11 protein-coding genes, 1 tRNA gene and 3 rRNA genes are annotated in these 18009 nt (G+C 50.5%); 11 read left to right on the top strand and 4 right to left on the bottom strand.

Going from position 1 to position 18009, the window contains the following annotated elements:
* Positions 1 to 5 precede the first annotated feature (5 nt).
* From fbaA to D570_RS0102145, 7 genes are all read left to right on the top strand, one after another.
* Positions 6 to 1061 carry a class II fructose-bisphosphate aldolase gene (gene fbaA, locus D570_RS0102175; protein WP_018142761.1) on the top strand — a complete coding sequence of 352 codons (1056 nt, stop codon included), beginning with the start codon at positions 6 to 8 and terminating at the stop codon, positions 1059 to 1061.
* 239 nt (positions 1062 to 1300) lie between these two features.
* The gene (locus tag D570_RS0102170) at positions 1301 to 2605 is read left to right on the top strand and encodes an adenylosuccinate synthase (RefSeq protein ID WP_018142760.1); all 1305 of its coding nucleotides are present in this window, start codon (positions 1301 to 1303) and stop codon (positions 2603 to 2605) included.
* A gap of 250 nt (positions 2606 to 2855) precedes the next feature.
* Positions 2856 to 3857 (top strand): fluoride efflux transporter FluC, encoded by a 1002-nt coding sequence (locus tag D570_RS08995; RefSeq protein WP_245531845.1) that lies wholly within the window; start codon positions 2856 to 2858, stop codon positions 3855 to 3857.
* A 98-nt stretch (positions 3858 to 3955) separates the two neighbouring features.
* Positions 3956 to 4609: a GTP pyrophosphokinase gene (locus D570_RS0102160; RefSeq protein ID WP_018142758.1), complete on the top strand. Its 654-nt coding sequence runs from the start codon at positions 3956 to 3958 to the stop codon at positions 4607 to 4609.
* Positions 4609 to 5289: a response regulator transcription factor gene (locus tag D570_RS0102155; protein ID WP_018142757.1), complete on the top strand. Its 681-nt coding sequence runs from the start codon at positions 4609 to 4611 to the stop codon at positions 5287 to 5289. Before D570_RS0102160 ends, D570_RS0102155 begins: the two co-directional genes overlap by 1 nt.
* A complete protein-coding gene (locus tag D570_RS0102150) occupies positions 5282 to 6517 on the top strand; it encodes a sensor histidine kinase (protein ID WP_018142756.1) in 1236 nt (411 codons plus the stop codon). The genes D570_RS0102155 and D570_RS0102150 overlap by 8 nt, the downstream gene beginning before the upstream one ends.
* 108 nt (positions 6518 to 6625) lie before the next feature.
* The gene (locus tag D570_RS0102145; protein WP_018142755.1) at positions 6626 to 7006 is read left to right on the top strand and encodes a fluoride efflux transporter FluC; all 381 of its coding nucleotides are present in this window, start codon (positions 6626 to 6628) and stop codon (positions 7004 to 7006) included.
* 31 nt (positions 7007 to 7037) lie between these two features.
* On the opposite strand, the gene D570_RS08240 is transcribed toward D570_RS0102145, so the two are convergent.
* A complete protein-coding gene (locus D570_RS08240) occupies positions 7038 to 8993 on the bottom strand; it encodes a ClC family H(+)/Cl(-) exchange transporter (RefSeq protein ID WP_018142754.1) in 1956 nt (651 codons plus the stop codon).
* 114 nt (positions 8994 to 9107) lie between these two features.
* Between D570_RS08240 and ilvA the strand changes: the two genes are divergently transcribed.
* Positions 9108 to 10418: a threonine ammonia-lyase gene (gene ilvA, locus D570_RS0102135; RefSeq protein WP_018142753.1), complete on the top strand. Its 1311-nt coding sequence runs from the start codon at positions 9108 to 9110 to the stop codon at positions 10416 to 10418.
* 131 nt (positions 10419 to 10549) lie between these two features.
* Here ilvA and D570_RS0102130 read toward each other — a convergent pair whose 3' ends face one another.
* The 3 genes from D570_RS0102130 to D570_RS0102120 all read right to left on the bottom strand — a co-directional run bounded on the left by D570_RS0102130 (position 10550) and on the right by D570_RS0102120 (position 12197).
* Entirely contained in the window at positions 10550 to 11287 is a 738-nt protein-coding gene (locus D570_RS0102130) for an SIR2 family NAD-dependent protein deacylase (RefSeq protein WP_018142752.1), read from the bottom strand.
* A 376-nt stretch (positions 11288 to 11663) separates the two neighbouring features.
* Entirely contained in the window at positions 11664 to 11882 is a 219-nt protein-coding gene (locus tag D570_RS0102125; RefSeq protein WP_018142751.1) for a hypothetical protein, read from the bottom strand.
* 241 nt (positions 11883 to 12123) lie between these two features.
* Positions 12124 to 12197, bottom strand: a tRNA-Pro gene (locus D570_RS0102120).
* 479 nt (positions 12198 to 12676) lie between these two features.
* Here D570_RS0102120 and D570_RS0102115 point away from each other — a divergent pair.
* The 3 genes from D570_RS0102115 to rrf all read left to right on the top strand — a co-directional run bounded on the left by D570_RS0102115 (position 12677) and on the right by rrf (position 17960).
* Positions 12677 to 14212: ribosomal RNA gene (locus D570_RS0102115) — 16S ribosomal RNA — on the top strand.
* Positions 14213 to 14618: 406 nt separating this feature from the next.
* Positions 14619 to 17683: ribosomal RNA gene (locus D570_RS0102105) — 23S ribosomal RNA — on the top strand.
* Between the two features lie 159 nt (positions 17684 to 17842).
* Positions 17843 to 17960: ribosomal RNA gene (gene rrf / locus D570_RS0102100) — 5S ribosomal RNA — on the top strand.
* The 16S, 23S and 5S rRNA genes sit together here, the layout of an rRNA operon.
* Positions 17961 to 18009 lie beyond the last annotated feature (49 nt).

Below are 18009 nucleotides of genomic sequence, written 5' to 3'. Positions count from 1 at the left end.
TAATTATGGTAGTTGCAACTTCAGAAAGTTATTCAGCAATGCTCGCCGCCGCTCGAGAGGGTGGCTACGCATATCCCGCCATCAATGTCACCAGTTCTCAAACATTGAATGCAGCGTTACAGGGTTTTGCGCAAGCCGAATCCGATGGCATTATTCAGGTTTCTGTAGGCTCAGCATCGTATTTGAGTGGACAAAGCGTCAAAAATCGTGTGGTGGGTTCCGTCGCGTTAGCAAGCTACGCGCGCGAAGTAGCTCAGCAGTATCCCCACATCACCGTGGCTTTCCATACGGACCACTGCGCTGAGCAGTATTTAGGCGAATGGGTGGAGCCCCTGCTCGATATGGAAATCGAGCAGGTCAAGCAGGGCAAGGAGCCAATGTTTCAGTCCCACATGTGGGATGGTTCTACGGTGCCTCTCGACCATAATCTGGATATAGCAGAGGCTTTGCTCGAGAAATCGGCACAGGCTCACACCATTTTGGAGATTGAAATCGGCGCTGTGGGCGGCGAAGAAGACGGTCAGCGTGCGGAAATTAACGAAAAACTCTACTCCACAGTGGAGGATGCGGCGCTTGTAGCTCAGCGTTTGGGATTAAGCACGGACAGCAATGGCCATGCGCGTTATATGGCGGCTTTCACCTTCGGTAACGTGCACGGTGCGTACAAGCCAGGTGTGGTCAAGCTGCGTCCAGAGTTGCTCAAAGAAATTCAGCAGGCCACAGCTGAGAACTTTGCTCAACTGCCCGGAGCGCATGCAGATAAGCCATTCTACCTTGTCTTCCATGGTGGATCCGGCTCCAGCAAAGAGGAGATTGCCGAAGCTGTGCGCAACGGCGTCATCAAGATGAATATCGACACCGATACCCAGTATGCGTTTACCCGCGCCATTGCTGGACATATGATGACGAATTACGACAAGGTCCTCAAGATTGACGGCGAGGTAGGCGAGAAGGGGATGTACGATCCACGCTCCTGGGGTGTGGAAGGTGAAAGCTCCATGGCCGCGCGTGTGGTTGAAGCTTGCGAACGCCTCGGCTCGGCAGGGAAAGCACTGAAATAGAAGCTTGGTGCTTTTCGGGCTCTGATATACCCAATCAGATATACACAATCTGGTGGCTGAGAGGTCGCCAGATTTTTCTTTTGCCTACGCAGCTGCACAGTCCAGCATGCAGAATTTGAGAAAGTTGAGAGGTGTCATAATTCCAGCAATTTTCCACGTTTTTCTGCACTCGCAGGCGGTTTACTCGTAGACGCTTCAGGGTATCCTCTAAGTGTATTTGTTTGAGCAAGGAGGGCACCATGCCGGGAATTATTCTTGTGGGCGCACAATGGGGCGACGAAGGAAAAGGCAAAGCTACGGACTTAATTGGCTCCAAGGTCGATTACGTTGCTCGCTTTAACGGTGGAAATAATGCCGGTCACACAGTCGTGGTGGGCGATGAATCCTACGCGCTGCATTTGCTACCATCAGGCATTGTCAACGCAAATGTCACACCGGTGATTGGCAATGGTGTGGTCGTCGATCCTGAGGTTTTGCTCGAAGAAATCGAAGGCCTGGAAGCCCGTGGAGTAGATTGCTCGAAGCTCCTGCTTTCGGATTCGGCTCATATTATCGCGCCATATCATCGCACCATCGATAAGGTGACTGAACGCTATGCAGGTAAGCGCAAGATTGGTACCACCGGTCGGGGTATCGGCCCGGCATATGCGGATAAGATTAACCGCATTGGTATCCGCGTGCATGATTTGTTTAATCCTGAAATTTTGCACGACAAGGTGGAAGCCTCCTTGCGTCAGAAGAATCAAATGCTCGTAAAGATTTACAATCAGCGTGCCATCGATGTGCAGGAAACCGTAGATTATTTGACGCAGCTGGGCGAAAAGATTCGCAAGTATGTAGCAAATACGGGCTTGGTGCTCAATCAGGCTTTGGATGAGGGGAAGGTTGTGCTGTTTGAAGGCGGACAGGCTACGATGCTGGACGTCGACCACGGCACCTACCCATACGTCACCTCCTCAAATCCTACAGCAGGTGGCGCCTGCACAGGTACAGGCGTGGGGCCTACGAAGATTTCTCGTGTTATCGGCGTATCTAAGGCGTATATTACGCGTGTGGGTGAAGGCCCATTCCCTACAGAACTAGACAATGAAGAGGGCGAGTGGTTGCGTCAGCAGGGTCATGAATTCGGCGTGACCACAGGCCGTCCACGTCGTTGCGGTTGGTTCGATTCTGTGGTCAATCGTTACGCAACTCAGGTCAATGGTTTGACGGACATCGTACTTACCAAGCTCGATGTGCTCACGGGCTTAAAGACTATTCCAATCTGCGTGGCATACGACGTAGAAAATGCGGATGGTACTCATACACGCTACGACGAAATGCCAACGGATCAGGATGCTATTGCACGCGCAACACCTATTTATGAGGAAATGCCAGGTTGGGATGAGGATATTTCTCAAATCCACAGCTTCGACGACCTCCCAGAAACGACTCAGAATTATGTGCGTCGTTTGGAAGAGCTCTCCGGTTGCCGTATCTCCGCCATCGGTACCGGTCCTCAGCGCGATCACATCATTTCTGTGCATTCTTTGCTGGATGAGTAAAAGCGCACGGCACTGCGCAAAAATCCGTAACGCTTGTGATAAATGATGAAATCAAGGGGCAGAATATCTACGTGCAGTAGAATCTGCCCTTTGATTTTTCCCATCGTTTCCGCTGGGCTTGCAGAATTTTTAGTCCGGCCTCAATTATGTGTAAAAACCTCGCACACGCATGTAAAGAACGTGCATATCTTCAGAAAGTTTAGAGCACACACTCAGACTCGGCAGTGGTGCACTTTGTACAATAATGGTTATGGCAAAACACAGTCACCGAATTTCTTCACCCGCTCCACGCACAACCATGGCATATAATCCACTGACAGACGTGTGGATTTACGTGGTTGTGTTCGTCGGCGGATTTTTCGGCACGGCTGTGCGCTACTCCTTAGGCACCGCTCTCAATACGGCACCATATACCTTAGGCATTCACTGGGGCACGTTTATCGCCAATATGGTAGCATGCTTTATCTTTGCGCTGCTCGCAGCCATCCTCGTAGCACAGCCTAGAAAACGCAATCGCTCACGGGCATCAGGGAGGAAGCATACGCGAGCTAACCCCACGTCACATGCCTCATCGCGCAGGATGGAGCAGCTTCTCTCTCGCGGAGTGGGCATGGGCTTTTGTGGTGGATTATCCACGATGTCTACGCTTGCTTTGGAAATTACGGCAAACCATTATGGCTGGGTGTACGCTGTTTTTTCGATCCTATCCGGTTTAATTTTCTGCTTGCTGGGCTCATGGGCGGGTTCTTTCGTGGTGAGGTCCCGGGAAGATGCGCGTGCGGATAGATCTTCGCGCAATTCACGGAGCACAGACCGTTCACGCCAAGGGCGTGAATCTGATCACCAGACCCGTACGCACAATGTGCATGCTTATCCTCACCCGTCCTCCTCCTCGTCATCTTCCGTGTCCTATATTGCGCATCGGGATAGTCAGTTAGCGCCATCGACGCAATCTGCACATACACATAGAGCGCAGCATGGGGAGCATATGGCACATCAGGAGGATGCTTCACCCGCTACACGGCCTGCTCTCAAAAGTTCCTCCAGCAACTCCACTGTAGAATACGCGCGCAATAGAAGCCGTAATGCTTCTCGACGTCATCAGAAGGTGGCACAGCAGGAGCTCCACCATCAGGCAGCTGACAGAGAAGACCGCGTAGCTCAACCATCGCAGGGTGAAACGCGTGCTTCACGGAGAAATAAACGTGAAAATTCGAGGCGTGGAGACAAAGCGCGCAAGCGTAGACACTAAGCTCGATACTCACTACGATGGAATGACAAGGACTGCGTAACGCAGAGTATATATGCGGAGTACCTACGTAAAGTACACGGATGTTCAAGGAGTTTTTCATGGATGATAGTAAGGGCAATGCCATAGGTGAGCAGAATACATCCATCTATGCATCGCATCGCCTCACCATGCAAAGCGTCCTTGACCGCATCATCGCAGAACTGAGCAACGCTAATGCGCAGAGCTATCAGGAAACCCATTATAAGCTGTATGAGCATGTGAGTTATCGCATTAAGTCCGAAGACAGCATGCGAGAAAAATGTCAACGCAAAGGATTAGAAGCTACCCCGCATAATGCGTTAAAAGTTATTCATGATGGCATCGGCATCCGCGTAGTGACGGGCTTTATCGAAGATATCCATAGGGTGGTGGATGTTTTGCGCGCTATCCCAGGCGTGCGCGTATACAACGAAAAAGATTATGTATACAACGCAAAACCCAACGGCTACCGTTCTTATCATGCAATTCTTGAAGTGTCCTGTGACGACGCCGACTGTGATGGGAATATGCCAGGCACGTATTTTGTGGAAGTACAAGTGCGCACCATCGCCATGGATTCGTGGGCTGCGCTCGAACATCAGATGAAGTACAAAAAAGGCATCGATAACCAAGAGCGCATAGCTGCGGAACTCAAAAGGTGTGCGGACGAGCTTGCATCCTGCGATCTGAGCATGCAAACCATTCGACACCTCATTCAAGGAGATGACGACTAATGAAGATTCTCATAGCCGAAGACGAGCAAGCTTTACGCCGTGCCTATCAGGTGGCGTTGGAGAAGCAAGGATATGCGGTTACCGCCGTGGCAAATGGGCAAGAAGCGGTAGATCAGGCGAAAAATCACGCATTTGACATCATGATTTTGGACATTATGATGCCCGTGAAATCCGGGTTGGAAGCCCTCGCAGAAATACGTGCCAGTGGCAACAAAACATACATTATTATGCTGACCGCCATGGCAGAAATCGATGACCGCGTAACCGGCCTAGATTTGGGTGCTGACGATTATTTATCCAAGCCCATATCCCTGAAAGAATTGCTGGCTCGCCTGCGCTCGATGGAGAGACGATTCGAAACCAGCTTCACGGAGAAAGAACTCAACTGCGGCAATATTACGCTGAATGTCCGCGAGCAAGAAGTTGCCGCGCACAGTTCTATGCGGTTAAGCGCCAACGAGTCAAAGCTTTTGGAATACCTCATTTTGAATGCGCAGCATACGACCGTAACACAAGATGATGTGTATGCGCATATTTTTGAGCACAATGAGGATAAAGATGCCGGATATGTGTGGATTTATATTTCTTATCTCAAGCAAAAGCTCAAGGCCATTGGTGCTCAGGTAAAAATCACAGGGCATGACGGTGGACCTTACGGTTTGGAGGCTGTCCATGATTAGGAGCTTGCGCATCCGCTTCACACTTATTGCCACATTGGCATTAAGCATCATTTTGATTGCGCCCATTGCTCTTCTGAATCTCACCTCCCAGTGGGAAAGCGGACGGGAAAATACCATCATCCTTCAAGTCATTAACGAAAACGACGGCACATTGCCCGTAGATCGTATAGAAAAAATATTGCAATCCTCATTTTTCGGCTTGAGCTTCACCAAAACAGAAGGATTGCATTATCAATATTTCAGCGCCTTCCAAGATAGCGAGGGCAATATTTCTGTCACGAATAAAAGCAATCTTGACTATCTCACCGATGATGAAATCACACAAGCCGCCTCGAGCCTGATTAGCGCTGCAATAACTGAGGGTACAACGGATATCGAGGAACAGTCCTTTAGCTACCAAATTAAGGTGACGGAGAGCGGTACGAGAATTTCGGCCATCAATATCAATTCTCAGATAGCCAATCGCACCCGACTGTTTTATCTTTCCGTCATTCTTTTTGTGCTCGGCTTGCTCGTGTTTACTATTGTGGCAGCTATCCTCTCTCGCTGGGCTGTGCAACCTTTTGTTGAAAATTATGAGAAGCAAAAGCGTTTCATTACCAATGCTGGGCACGAACTGAAAACCCCGCTGGCTATTATTTCTGCAAATACCGAGCTGCAAGAAATGATTGAAGGCGAAAATGAGTGGAGTGCTTCGACCAAAACTCAAGTGGAACGCATGACCTCGCTCATCAACCACATGGTCGCTTTAGCACGGCTCGAAGAACAGCCAAATATGGAGCTAACAGACATAGATTTTTCCGAGACGGTGTATCAAGCCGCAAAAAGTTTTAAGAGTTCGATTGTCAAAGATGGAAAACGTTTCGAGATGAATATTGTGCCTGATATTCATATCAAAGCCGAATCCAAATCCGCGTATGAGCTTGCCACCATTTTGGTGGATAATGCCAATAAATACTGCGACCCGCAGGGCAAAGTCTCCGTGGAGCTACGCAAATCCCGAGACATTCGCTACACGGCACATCTGGAAGTGGCCAATACCTATGCAGAGGGGAAAAACAAAGATTATTCACAATTCTTTGAACGATTCTATCGTGACGATGAATCACACTCCAGCGCCGGATTCGGCATCGGCCTCAATATGGCACAAAATATGGTGAAGCTTTTTAAAGGGCGCATTGACGTGCGCTACGCGGACGATACAATAGTTTTCGTTGTTCGAATTTAGAGCGATGGCATGAACGGATGAACGGGTGACTGCTTCTTAGCGTACAAGTGATGAGCGGCTATTCGTGAGGACAGGCACAAGATATCAGCACAAGTAGGGATAAACATCGTGAGCATAACCACTCTTCTAGCTATTAGCGCGTGTGGCGGATTCGGCGCCATAGCGCGCTTCGTAGTGGACACGCTCATCAAACGTGTCAAAGCTACGATTTTTCCGTGGTCTACGCTGATTATCAATACTACTGCAGGCTTGCTTTTTGCGGCCGCGCTCGCCTTCCTCCATCAAGACAACCACATCGGCCTTTACGCTCTGGCAACTACAGGCTTTCTGGGTGGATTCTCCACCTTTTCCACCGCTATGAACGAAATTATTAGCCTCGCACGCGCGAAACACTGGGTGGATTTTGCGATTTATCTGCTCCTTGCAGTGGGATTGCCGGTGTTAGCAATTATCGGCGGTCTCATGTTTTTCGTGGCGCTCCGCGGCTAAGGCTACATACGCGACTTTTGCACTAGCATGCCTAATAGGCGGCCAAGCAGATTAAGCCCAATTCCTGCCGGGCACTCATCTGATCCTTACCTGAGAAGAGCACCACAACGCCATCGCCTGGGTGGATAACGGTGGAGCTTTGTGGTACGAATTCCTGCCCTCCGCGGCGAATGGCTATTAATGACATATCTTCCGGCCACGCGATATCACCCACCTTCTTGCCCATGGCGACGCTGCCGAGTTCAACGGGCAGGGAGAGGATACCCGACTGCTCGGTTGGTGTAGTCTGCTGTGGTTTGGCGTGGCTGGCCATATAACGGTTGAGCAATTCATGATAAATGGGCTTAATTTTCAGCTGATCTGCCACAAATAACGCGGTAAACGTCACCACTGCCACCGGGAACATATGGATAAACGATCCGGTCATTTCCGAAACCAAAAGCAGCGAAGTAATAGGCGCTTTTACGGAGGAGGACAAGGTGCCCGCCATAGCCAGCATAGCAAAGGTAATAATCACATTCTTATCCGAAGAAAAATGCACAAAGGATAGGCTGTCTAAAATACGCGCGCACAAACTGCCTGCCACAGCGCCTACGGCCAAAATAGGCAAAAAGATACCGCCCGGGGCTCCACTTCCAAAACTGGTGGAGGTAAACAGCATTTTAATGAGCAAAATTAATGCGAGGAAAGCCAAGCTCGGTGCGCCCGTCTGCGCAAGCTGCACTAATTGTGCTCCACCGCCCAACGCTAAGGGGAAAGCCACGCCCACAGCAAGCGCAATAGCCAGAGATACAAACATGCGCCAGCGCGTAGGAATGCGATTAAACAGCGTTTGCATACCAAGTAGCATTTTATTCATCGCAGCGCCCACCAGACCGCTGATGATACCCAAAGGAATCAGCCACACATAGGTGCCTGCATCCAACGCACTAATATGTGCAAATTGCAAAACCGGCGTAAACCCAAACACCAACTTGGACAGCAAATCCGCCGTAAGTGCAGCCGTGGTAGCCGTAAGAAGCACCAAAGGATTAAAACTACGGTACACCTCTTCCAGCGAAAACATCACACCAGACAGTGGAGCGCTAAAGGCCGCAGACAGTCCAGCAGCCGCACCTGCAGTAACGTAATTATCCTTTTCCACGGTGTTCGTGCTCATGCGCGAGCTTATGGCGGAAGCACTTGCTGCGCCAATTTGTATAGATGGTCCCTCGCGGCCCAAGCTCATGCCGAAGAACCCGCACAGCACACCCGCCGTAAAGCGCACAAAAAGCACGGACCACCACCGCATCTTCAGTCCCCACAGCAGTACACCCTCGACTTGGGGAATGCCTGAGCCCGATGCCATAGGCTCCCATTGAACGAGCTTGGTAATAATCCAACTGCTCAGCGCAGCAATGGCCAGCCACAGCAGTACAGACCACGGATGGGTGCGGATGTACGTGTAGGCGGTGACAGCCCACGTATTGCCGTACCCGATGAGGGCGCGGTAAGCCAGGGCGAGCAAGCCGGCTGCGATGCCGCACATAATGCCGCGCAATGCCACACTCCAGCGATGGCTTGAAGAGCCACTCATCAGCTCTTGAAGATGCGTACGATAGTTTTTTCTGCGGGCAAATTGCGTAGCCGGCGTAGCGGTGGACTCGCTGCGCAGAGAAGACGGTCGTTTATTTCTATTGGAGAGCGGAAATCCGTAGGATACGAAATTGGCGTGGTTCTGAGTATAAGGTTGTTTTTGAGTGTGGGGATCAGGTGACTGAGCATTGTGCGCAGTAAACGCGGTGGATTGGTCCGAGGTGGAGGATTCGAGATCGAAATCATCATCGATATCGTCATAAACAGAGGAAGAAGAGAAAGAATTCGCGGTTGCGCGAGCGGCTGGATTCTGCGGCTCAAGCCAACGTTCATAGTCCGAATCCTTTGCACTGCTGCCCGCGCTCGCTTGTGCCGCCGTCTCGTGCTCTGCATCTTCATCATGAATCGCCATGAAGCCGCCCCAAAATCGCCATTATTATCGTGATTGTTATCTTACTCATCGGTCAGATACATTGAGCAGTTTCTATTCGGGTTTAGACTATGAGAAACACGTGGAGGAGGCAGAATGACACCAGATGAAGTCGCGCAGTACGTCAATCGCGATCATGCTGCAGATTTAGAGGCAGCAGCACAACGCTTGAAGAAGGTTGTGCGTCATACACAGCTTGAGCCATCCAAAATTTTATCGGAGATGACCGGTGCAAAGATTTTGCTCAAACCAGAAAATTTGCAACGTACAGGCTCGTTTAAGCTACGCGGCGCATACAACAAAATTGCCTCACTGTCCCAAGAAGAATTGGACCGAGGCATTGTTACTGCTTCTGCGGGAAATCACGCTCAGGGTGTGGCATATGCCGCTCGGGAACGCGGCGCACAAGCCACCATCGTGATGCCTCGTATTACACCTCCGTTGAAGGTTGACGCCACCCGAGCATTAGGCGCGCGCGTAGATCTGGAAGGTGATGTATTCGACGAATCTAGCGCGTATGCCGCTCAATTATCGGAAAAAGAAGGCATGACTTTCGTTCATCCGTTTAATGACTACGATGTGCTCACGGGACAGGGCACAATTGCTATGGAAATTCTGGAAGACTGCCCAGAGGTTACGGATATTCTCGTACCGCTCGGCGGGGGCGGATTGGGCGCTGGTGTGGCCATGGCGGTGAAAACCTTTGCGCCGCATGTGCGTGTCATCGGCGTCACGCCGGAAGGTTCCGTGGCATTCGGGCAGTCCTTCACTTCCGGCACGCATACTGTGCATCCTGCCGCCACAGTCAGCACGTCCGCCGAAGGCGTGGCTGTCAAAGAGCCAGGTGATCTCACATTTGCTTTGCTCGAAAAGTATTTGGATGGCTTCGTCACCGTCAGTGAACGCGATATTTCCGAAATGATCTTGCTCATGCTGGAAAAGCACAAGCTCGTGGTCGAAGCCGCCGGTGCGGTGTCCTTGGCCGCCTTAAATGTGCTTGATCGCGTTAAGTCCGTGTCCTCACTGGAATCCGATGGTGCAGACGCTCAGCTCTTGGAAGTTCCTGAGCCTTCGAAGCGCGTTATCGTGCCCATTTTGTCTGGCGGCAATATCGATACAGTAACCATTGGCGCAGTTATCCAGCGCGGTATGATTTCGCGCGGTCGCATTATGCAGTTTGGTGTAGAGCTTCCGGATACGCCAGGACAGCTTGCTTTGATTGCTCAGATTTTGGCGGATTTGCGCGCCAACGTTATCGAGCTGAACCACGACCAGTTCAAAGCGCAGTCGCATTACACCAATGCGGTGCTTTTGGAAGTCACGGTAGAAACGAACGGTCCAGATCATATCCAGCAAATTATGGATGCCTTACATATGAAGGGCTTTAGGGTTAACCGCGTATACTAACGCATACTAAACGGAGCGGATTTCATTATTTTTGTGCCCACACGGTTGAGATGGCTGTGTGGGCACAAAAATACAGGTGTACATGCCAGGAGGCTGGAGCAAAAGACAATCCTGCTAAAACGCTCTATTGATTATTGATGACTTTTCTGTGCAACCCTCTGCTGAACCAATTCAGGTATGACTTTCTCAATGGGCTCTCGAATAATATCTTCAGCATTTGCCAGGTAATCCATATGTGTAGGCTCGGCATTGATGATAAGGATTCGTTTTCCTAGCTGTGCTGCCAAAGGAACTAAAGAGGCCGCAGGATAAACTTCGAGGCTTGATCCGATAACCCACAATTCCTCCGCTTTTGAAATACCTTGGGCAGCCTTTTCCATTGCCCCATCCGGTAGGGCCTGCCCAAAATACGTGACATCCGTTTTAATCATGCCTCCGCACACCGTGCAGCGCGGATCTGGATGCTCCTCGAGCTGATCCATCACATCGGATGTTTGATAGCCTTCGTGGCAGTTAATGCAGTGCGAGGTGGCAATTGTGCCGTGCAAATTGACGACTTTGTCTAAAGAATTTCCTGCGCGCTCATGTAGACCATCAAAGTTCTGCGTGGCAATAACACTCAAAAGGCCTGCTTTTTCCAGATCTACTAGCGCCTTATGTGCAGGGCCAGGTTGTGCATTCCATACAGCAGATTCTTTCTGCCAACGCCACGAGTATTCGCGGGCCTGCTGATTACTCAAAAAGAGGTCATAATCGTAGACGCTCGTTTGCTCAGGATGCTTTGTCCACACTCCATCCGGGCCGCGAAAATCAGGAATGCCCACAGACGTCGAGATGCCAGCGCCTGTAAAAACTGCGATAGATTCCATAAATCCCTCCAAACTACTTCTGATTGCGATAATACTCTTCAGTTTTTTTTCGAACTTGCGTTTTCGCGCTCAAGGCCTAGTTCGGGGATAATGCACATCACGCTGACATCACGCTGATAAGGAAGCGGGTGCACAAGGTATGAAGTGTACAGGGCATGCGGTGCGCAGGTGGGGGTGCACAAGGGTCCACATTGGTCGTTAGCGCAATGGAGCACTATACGAGGGGTATGAGAGCACACGCGGGAGCAAATATGAAAAGCCCCACCAATGGAGGAGATTCTCATTCTCACTATTGATGGGGCTATGTCGGACTTTTAGCAGTCCGTAGAACCTACCGAGGTACTAAATAAAGCCGTACTTCATGCGTTGTACGTTCTTAGTCCTTGTCCAGCTCATCCTTCACGTCGTTCTTGATTTCAGTTGCAGCCTTCTCAGCTTCTGCCTTCTTTACCTCGGCATCAGCCTTGATCTCGTCAAACTTGTCGCCAGCCTTATCTGCTAGGTCAGCGGCCTTATCCTTGATATCTGAGGCTACATCTGCAATCTTGTCGCCTGCTGCCTGAGCTGCGTCCTTGAGGTTCTCAACAATATCCATGAGTGCTCCCTTCCTAGTTATCCACATAAAGTGGTGATCGTTTAATTCTTTGGTAGACAATACATCTGTTGTGTTGCAACTACCTGTTTATTTATTGTAGCGGAAAAGACCTCTAGATGCGGGGGAATCTATTGAATTTCACGGAAAATTGACTGTGATTTAGGAAACAAAATTTTGATAAACGACAGAGGACTAGCTTGTATCGTTCCAAAAGAGCATAATGCTTCCCGTAAGGGCCAAGTCGGATTAGTGGGATTTGAACCCACGACCCCCTCGTCCCGAACGAGGTGCGCTACCAAGCTGCGCTATAATCCGATGTACATACGATAACTGTGTGTACAAGAAATACAGTGTAGCGCGGTGAGGCGAATTCTGAAATTCGTGGGTCATTTTCGTGTGCCCTGAGTGTGTTTTTTTTTGGAGGTGGACAGTCGAGAGCTGATATTTTGTAAAAATACCCGAAAATGCAAAAGCCTTTATTTTCTGGGCAACACGCCGAATATTTGCGTGGGGTTGTGGTTTGGTGTATTGTTTTTATTCGCTGCCTGATGCGGTGTGATTGCTTGGTTTGTGAGTGGTTGTGCTGGTTTGTGTTGTGGTGGTTTGAGAACTCAAGAGCGTGTTTTGTACTACTTTTTATTGTTTTGATAATGCCAGTGATGCTCGCCTGAATATTGTTTTGTGTTTGGGTACTGTGATGGTTTGATGAGTGTCTTTTTTTGTGCGTTGAAACTTTTTGTTTTTTCGTTGATTTTATTTTTGTGAGTCATTTTTGATGGCCTTTTTGCAAGTTTTTTGTGGAGGGTTTGATTCTGGCTCAGGACGAACGCTGGCGGCGTGCTTAACACATGCAAGTCGAACGGGATCTGGCTCAAGCTTGCTTGGGTTGGTGAGAGTGGCGAACGGGTGAGTAACGCGTGATCAACCTGCCGTGTAGTGGGGAATAGCTCCTGGAAACGGGTGGTAATGCCCTATGGTCCGCATCATCGCATGGTGGTGTGGGAAAGTGATTGAGTGCTATACGATGGGATCGCGTCCTATCAGCTTGTTGGTGGGGTAGTGGCCTACCAAGGCTTCGACGGGTAGCCGGCCTGAGAGGGCGACCGGCCACATTGGGACTGAGATACGGCCCAGACTCCTACGGGAGGCAGCAGTGGGGAATATTGCACAATGGGGGGAACCCTGATGCAGCGACGCCGCGTGCGGGATGACGGCCTTCGGGTTGTAAACCGCTTTTAATTGGGAGCAAGCAGTTTTACTGTGAGTGTACTTTTTGAATAAGCACCGGCTAACTACGTGCCAGCAGCCGCGGTAATACGTAGGGTGCAAGCGTTGTCCGGAATTATTGGGCGTAAAGAGCTCGTAGGCGGTTTGTCGCGTCTGGTGTGAAAGTCCATCGCTTAACGGTGGATTTGCGCTGGGTACGGGCAGGCTAGAGTGTAGTAGGGGAGACTGGAATTCCCGGTGTAACGGTGGAATGTGTAGATATCGGGAAGAACACCAATGGCGAAGGCAGGTCTCTGGGCTATGACTGACGCTGAGGAGCGAAAGCGTGGGGAGCGAACAGGATTAGATACCCTGGTAGTCCACGCCGTAAACGGTGGATGCTGGATGTGGGGCCCTTTCCACGGGTTCTGTGTCGGAGCTAACGCGTTAAGCATCCCGCCTGGGGAGTACGGCCGCAAGGCTAAAACTCAAAGAAATTGACGGGGGCCCGCACAAGCGGCGGAGCATGCGGATTAATTCGATGCAACGCGAAGAACCTTACCAAGACTTGACATGTTAACGATTGCCTCAGAGATGGGGTTTCTCTTCGGAGCGTTTTCACAGGTGGTGCATGGTCGTCGTCAGCTCGTGTCGTGAGATGTTGGGTTAAGTCCCGCAACGAGCGCAACCCTTGTCTTGTGTTGCCAGCACGTTATGGTGGGAACTCACAAGAGACCGCCGGGGTTAACTCGGAGGAAGGTGGGGATGACGTCAGATCATCATGCCCCTTACGTCTTGGGCTTCACGCATGCTACAATGGCCGGTACAGCGAGGTGCGATAGGGTGACCTGGAGCGGATCTCTGAAAACCGGTCTCAGTTCGGATCGGAGCCTGCAACTCGGCTCCGTGAAGGTGGAGTCGCTAGTAATCGCAGATCAGCAACGCTGCGGTGAATGCGTTCCCGGGCCTTGTACACACCGCCCGTCAAGTCATGAAAGTGGGCAACACCCGAAGCCGGTGGCCTAACAGTTTTTCTGGGGGAGCCGTCTAAGGTGAGGTTCGCGATTGGGACTAAGTCGTAACAAGGTAGCCGTACCGGAAGGTGCGGCTGGATCACCTCCTTTCTACGGAGATTTTGAGAACCCATTGTTATGGGTTGTTTTTGTGGCACAACATATTTTTTTTCTTGCACTGTTGTGGTGTGGGGTGTTGTGTTCTGGTGTGGAATGTTATTGAAACATTGTAGTGTGGAATATGCTTTTGGGTTTCCGGATTGCGACAGCAGTCTTGGTAGCTTCCCCATGTGATTGCATGCTGGATGGTTTGTTTGGTGTGTGGTTGTGTGTGGGTTTGTGGTTTGAGAACTGGATAGTGGACGCGAGCAAACAAGTTTTATTTTTTTGCTTGTTTGTTGTAATTGAATCGAACTCTGAGAATTTTTATTTTTTTGAGTTGTGGTTCGATCGTTTTGTGATCATTTTAGTGTGATGATTTGTTGTCTAGGAATTGTATTCGGTAGTGTTTAATGGTGTTTTTACTGTTAAGGGCTTAGGGTGGATGCCTTGGCACATGGGAGCGATGAAAGACGTGGGAGGCTGCGATAAGCCTTGGGGAGCTGTCAACCGAGCTGTGATCCGAGGATGTCTGAATGAGGAAACTCATCAAGTATGAATGCTTGATACCCATTTTTTGTGGGGGCGTACGTAGGGAAGTGAAACATCTCAGTACCTACAGGAAGAGATATTCCGTGAGTAGTGGCGAGCGAAAGCGGAGGAGACTAAACCATTTGCGTGTGATACTTGTCAGGGGTTGCGTGAGTGGTGTTGTGGGATGCTTTGTACTGGTTCTGACAGGCTGGTGGTGAGTGATAAAATGGCGTGTGAGCTGAACAGGATTGAATGCCTGGCTGGAGAGGGTGATGGCCCCGTAGGTGGTAGCGCGTTGTCTTGCTATGAGTTGTCCCGAGTAGCACGATACTCGAGGAATTTCGTGTGAATCTGCCCAGACCGTTGGGTAAGTCTAAATATATCCATGTGACCGATAGTGAACGAGTACCGTGAGGGAAAGGTGAAAAGTAGTCCGGGAGGACAGTGAAATAGTTTCTGAAACCGTGAGCTTACAATCCGTCGGAGCCTTGAGGGGTGACGGCGTGCCTATCGAAAAATGAGTCTGCGAGTTAGTGGTATGTAGCGAGGTTAACCCGTGTGGGGGATCCGTAGCGAAAGCGAGTTTTAAAAGGCGTTTGAGTTGCATGCCCTAGACCCGAAGCGGGATGATCTATCCTTGAGCAGGTTGAAGCAGGGGTAAGACTTTGTGGAGGACCGAACGCACCTAGGTTGAAAACTGGGGCGATGACTTGTGGATAGGGGTGAAAGGCCAATCAAATTCCGTGATAGCTGGTTCTCTCCGAAATGCATTTAGGTGCAGCGTTAGATTAGTTTCCAGGGGGTAGAGCTACTGGATGCTTGCGGGCCCGTATAGGGTACCAATAGCAGCCAAACTCCGAATACCTGTGAAGTGGTGTCTAGCAGTGAGTCAGCGGGGGATAAGCTTCGTTGTCGAAAGGGAAACAGCCCAGATCGTCGTCTAAGGTCCCTAAGCGTGTGCTAAGTGGGAAAGGATGTGGAGTCGCATAGACAGCCAGGAGGTTGGCTTAGAAGCAGCCATCCTTGAAAGAGTGCGTAACAGCTCACTGGTCTAGTGGTTCCGCGCCGACAATGTAGCGGGGCTCAAGCACACCACCGAAGACGCGGCAATCAGTCTTTAGGGCTGGTTGGGTAGGAGAGCGTTCCATACTGGGGTGAAGCAGGAGTGGAAACTTTTGTGGACTGTATGGAAGTGAGAATGCAGACATGAGTAACGAAAGACGGGTTAAAATCCCGTCCGCTGGATGACTAAGGGTTCCAGGGCCACGTTCATCGTCCCTGGGTGAGTCGGGTCCTAAGGCGAGGCCGACAGGCGTAGTCGATTGGGTGAAGGAGTTGATATTCTCCTACCAGTGTATACTCGTCAAATCCGAGGCTTACTATACTAACCTCTGATGTTTATGATCCATGCTTTCGGGTGTGGTGAGTTTTCATGATTGGGATCTTGGTTTGTAGTAGGACAGCACAGGAGTGACGCATCGTGATAGCCGACATGTCAGGTGGTTTTGGCATGGTAAGCACGCAGCCTGTTTGATAGGTAAATCCGTTGAACGTGTGGGTGAGGTGTGATGCGCATCATCGTTGGGTGGTGTTTTGGTGTGTCTTGGTGTCAAGAAAAACTTCGGTGTGAGAGTGTATACTGCCCGTACCCTAAACCGACACAGGTGGTCAGGTAGAGTATACCAAAGCGATCGAGCGAATCCTGGTCAAGGAACTCGGCAAATTACTCCCGTGCCTTCGGTATAAGGGAGACCCTTGATGGTGAAACTCTTTGCGGGTGGAGCTTTTGGGGGTGGCACAGACCAGGGGGTAGCGACTGTTTACCAAAAACACAGGTGCATGCGAAGACGTAAGTCGCTGTATATGCACTGACGCCTGCCCGGTGCCGGAAGGTTAAGAGGATCCATTAACAGTAATGTGACGTGGTGAATTTAAGCCCCGGTAAACGGCGGTGGTAACTATAACCATCCTAAGGTAGCGAAATTCCTTGTCGGGTAAGTTCCGACCTGCACGAATGGCGTAACGACTTCCCCACTGTCTCGACCAGGAGCTCGGTGAAATTGCAGTACGAGTAAAGATGCTCGTTAAGCGCAGAAGGACGAAAAGACCCCGGGACCTTTACTATACCTTGGTATTGGCATTCGGTGTGGATTGTGTAGCATAGGCGGGAGACTTGGAAGCATGGGCGCTAGCTTGTGTGGAGTCGGCAAGTGAAATACCGTTCTGTTTATATTGGATGTCTAACCTCGACTAGTTATCCTAGTCAGGGACAGTGCCTGGCGGGTAGTTTAACTGGGGCGGTTGCCTCCTAAAGAGTAACGGAGGCGCTCAAAGGTTCCCTCAGCCCGGTTGGTAATCGGGTGTTGAGTGTAATTGCACAAGGGAGCTTGACTGTGAGACTGACGGGTCGAGCAGGGACGAAAGTCGGAAATAGTGATCCGGTGCCGGCGTACGGACGCGGCATCGCTCAACGGATAAAAGGTACCCCGGGGATAACAGGCTGATCATTCCCAAGAGTCCATATCGACGGGATGGTTTGGCACCTCGATGTCGGCTCGTCGCATCCTGGGGCTGGAGCAGGTCCCAAGGGTTCGGCTGTTCGCCGATTAAAGCGGCACGCGAGCTGGGTTCAGAACGTCGTGAGACAGTTTGGTCTCTATCCTCTGCGCTCGTTGGAATTTTGAGGAGTCCTGCCCATAGTACGAGAGGACCTGGGTGGACGAACCTCTGGTATGCCAGTTGTCACGCCAGTGGCATGGCTGGTTAGCTACGTTCGGAAGAGATAACCGCTGAAAGCATCTAAGCGGGAAGCTCTCTCCAAGATGAGAATTCCTGACACTCCTTTGGGGGTGTGTGAGACTCCTTAGAGATGATGAGGTTGATAGGCCGGGTGTGGAAGCATGGTAACGTGTGGAGCTGACCGGTACTAATAGTCGAAGGTAATCACACTCTTATTGAACACTCCTTATGCGAATACGATTAATACTCAACAAGGAGCATTATATGAGAACACGAAACGTGTCGCGTCTACTAGCCGGTCCCCGAACCACAAACACGAAACAAATGATACATGAGCCCATTATTGATGGGGTTGATAATTGAAGATTTTGCGGTGGTCATGGCCTAGGGGAAACGCCCAGTATCCTTTTCGAACCTGGTAGCTAAGACCTAGTACGGTGATGGTACTGCACTCGATAGGGTGTGGGAGAGTAACAAACCGCCGCAATCACACGTATGATGAGGGGTGACACCAACACGGTGCCACCCCTCACTTC

Origin of the sequence: Alloscardovia criceti DSM 17774, from assembly GCF_000376885.1 — a bacterium.
Lineage (GTDB): Bacteria > Actinomycetota > Actinomycetes > Actinomycetales > Bifidobacteriaceae > Alloscardovia > Alloscardovia criceti.
This window is presented reverse-complemented; position numbering and strand designations above follow the sequence as displayed.

Bases quoted from the DNA above. Each gene is read 5' to 3' on its own strand.
- fbaA (WP_018142761.1), top strand. From the start codon at position 6: ATGGTAGTTGCAACTTCAGAAAGTTATTCAGCAATGCTCGCCGCCGCT.
- D570_RS0102170 (WP_018142760.1), top strand. From the start codon at position 1,301: ATGCCGGGAATTATTCTTGTGGGCGCACAATGGGGCGACGAAGGAAAA.
- D570_RS08995 (WP_245531845.1), top strand. From the start codon at position 2,856: ATGGCAAAACACAGTCACCGAATTTCTTCACCCGCTCCACGCACAACC.
- D570_RS0102160 (WP_018142758.1), top strand. From the start codon at position 3,956: ATGGATGATAGTAAGGGCAATGCCATAGGTGAGCAGAATACATCCATC.
- D570_RS0102155 (WP_018142757.1), top strand. From the start codon at position 4,609: ATGAAGATTCTCATAGCCGAAGACGAGCAAGCTTTACGCCGTGCCTAT.
- D570_RS0102150 (WP_018142756.1), top strand. From the start codon at position 5,282: ATGATTAGGAGCTTGCGCATCCGCTTCACACTTATTGCCACATTGGCA.
- D570_RS08240 (WP_018142754.1), bottom strand. From the start codon at position 8,993: ATGGCGATTCATGATGAAGATGCAGAGCACGAGACGGCGGCACAAGCG.
- ilvA (WP_018142753.1), top strand. From the start codon at position 9,108: ATGACACCAGATGAAGTCGCGCAGTACGTCAATCGCGATCATGCTGCA.
- D570_RS0102130 (WP_018142752.1), bottom strand. From the start codon at position 11,287: ATGGAATCTATCGCAGTTTTTACAGGCGCTGGCATCTCGACGTCTGTG.
- D570_RS0102125 (WP_018142751.1), bottom strand. From the start codon at position 11,882: ATGGATATTGTTGAGAACCTCAAGGACGCAGCTCAGGCAGCAGGCGAC.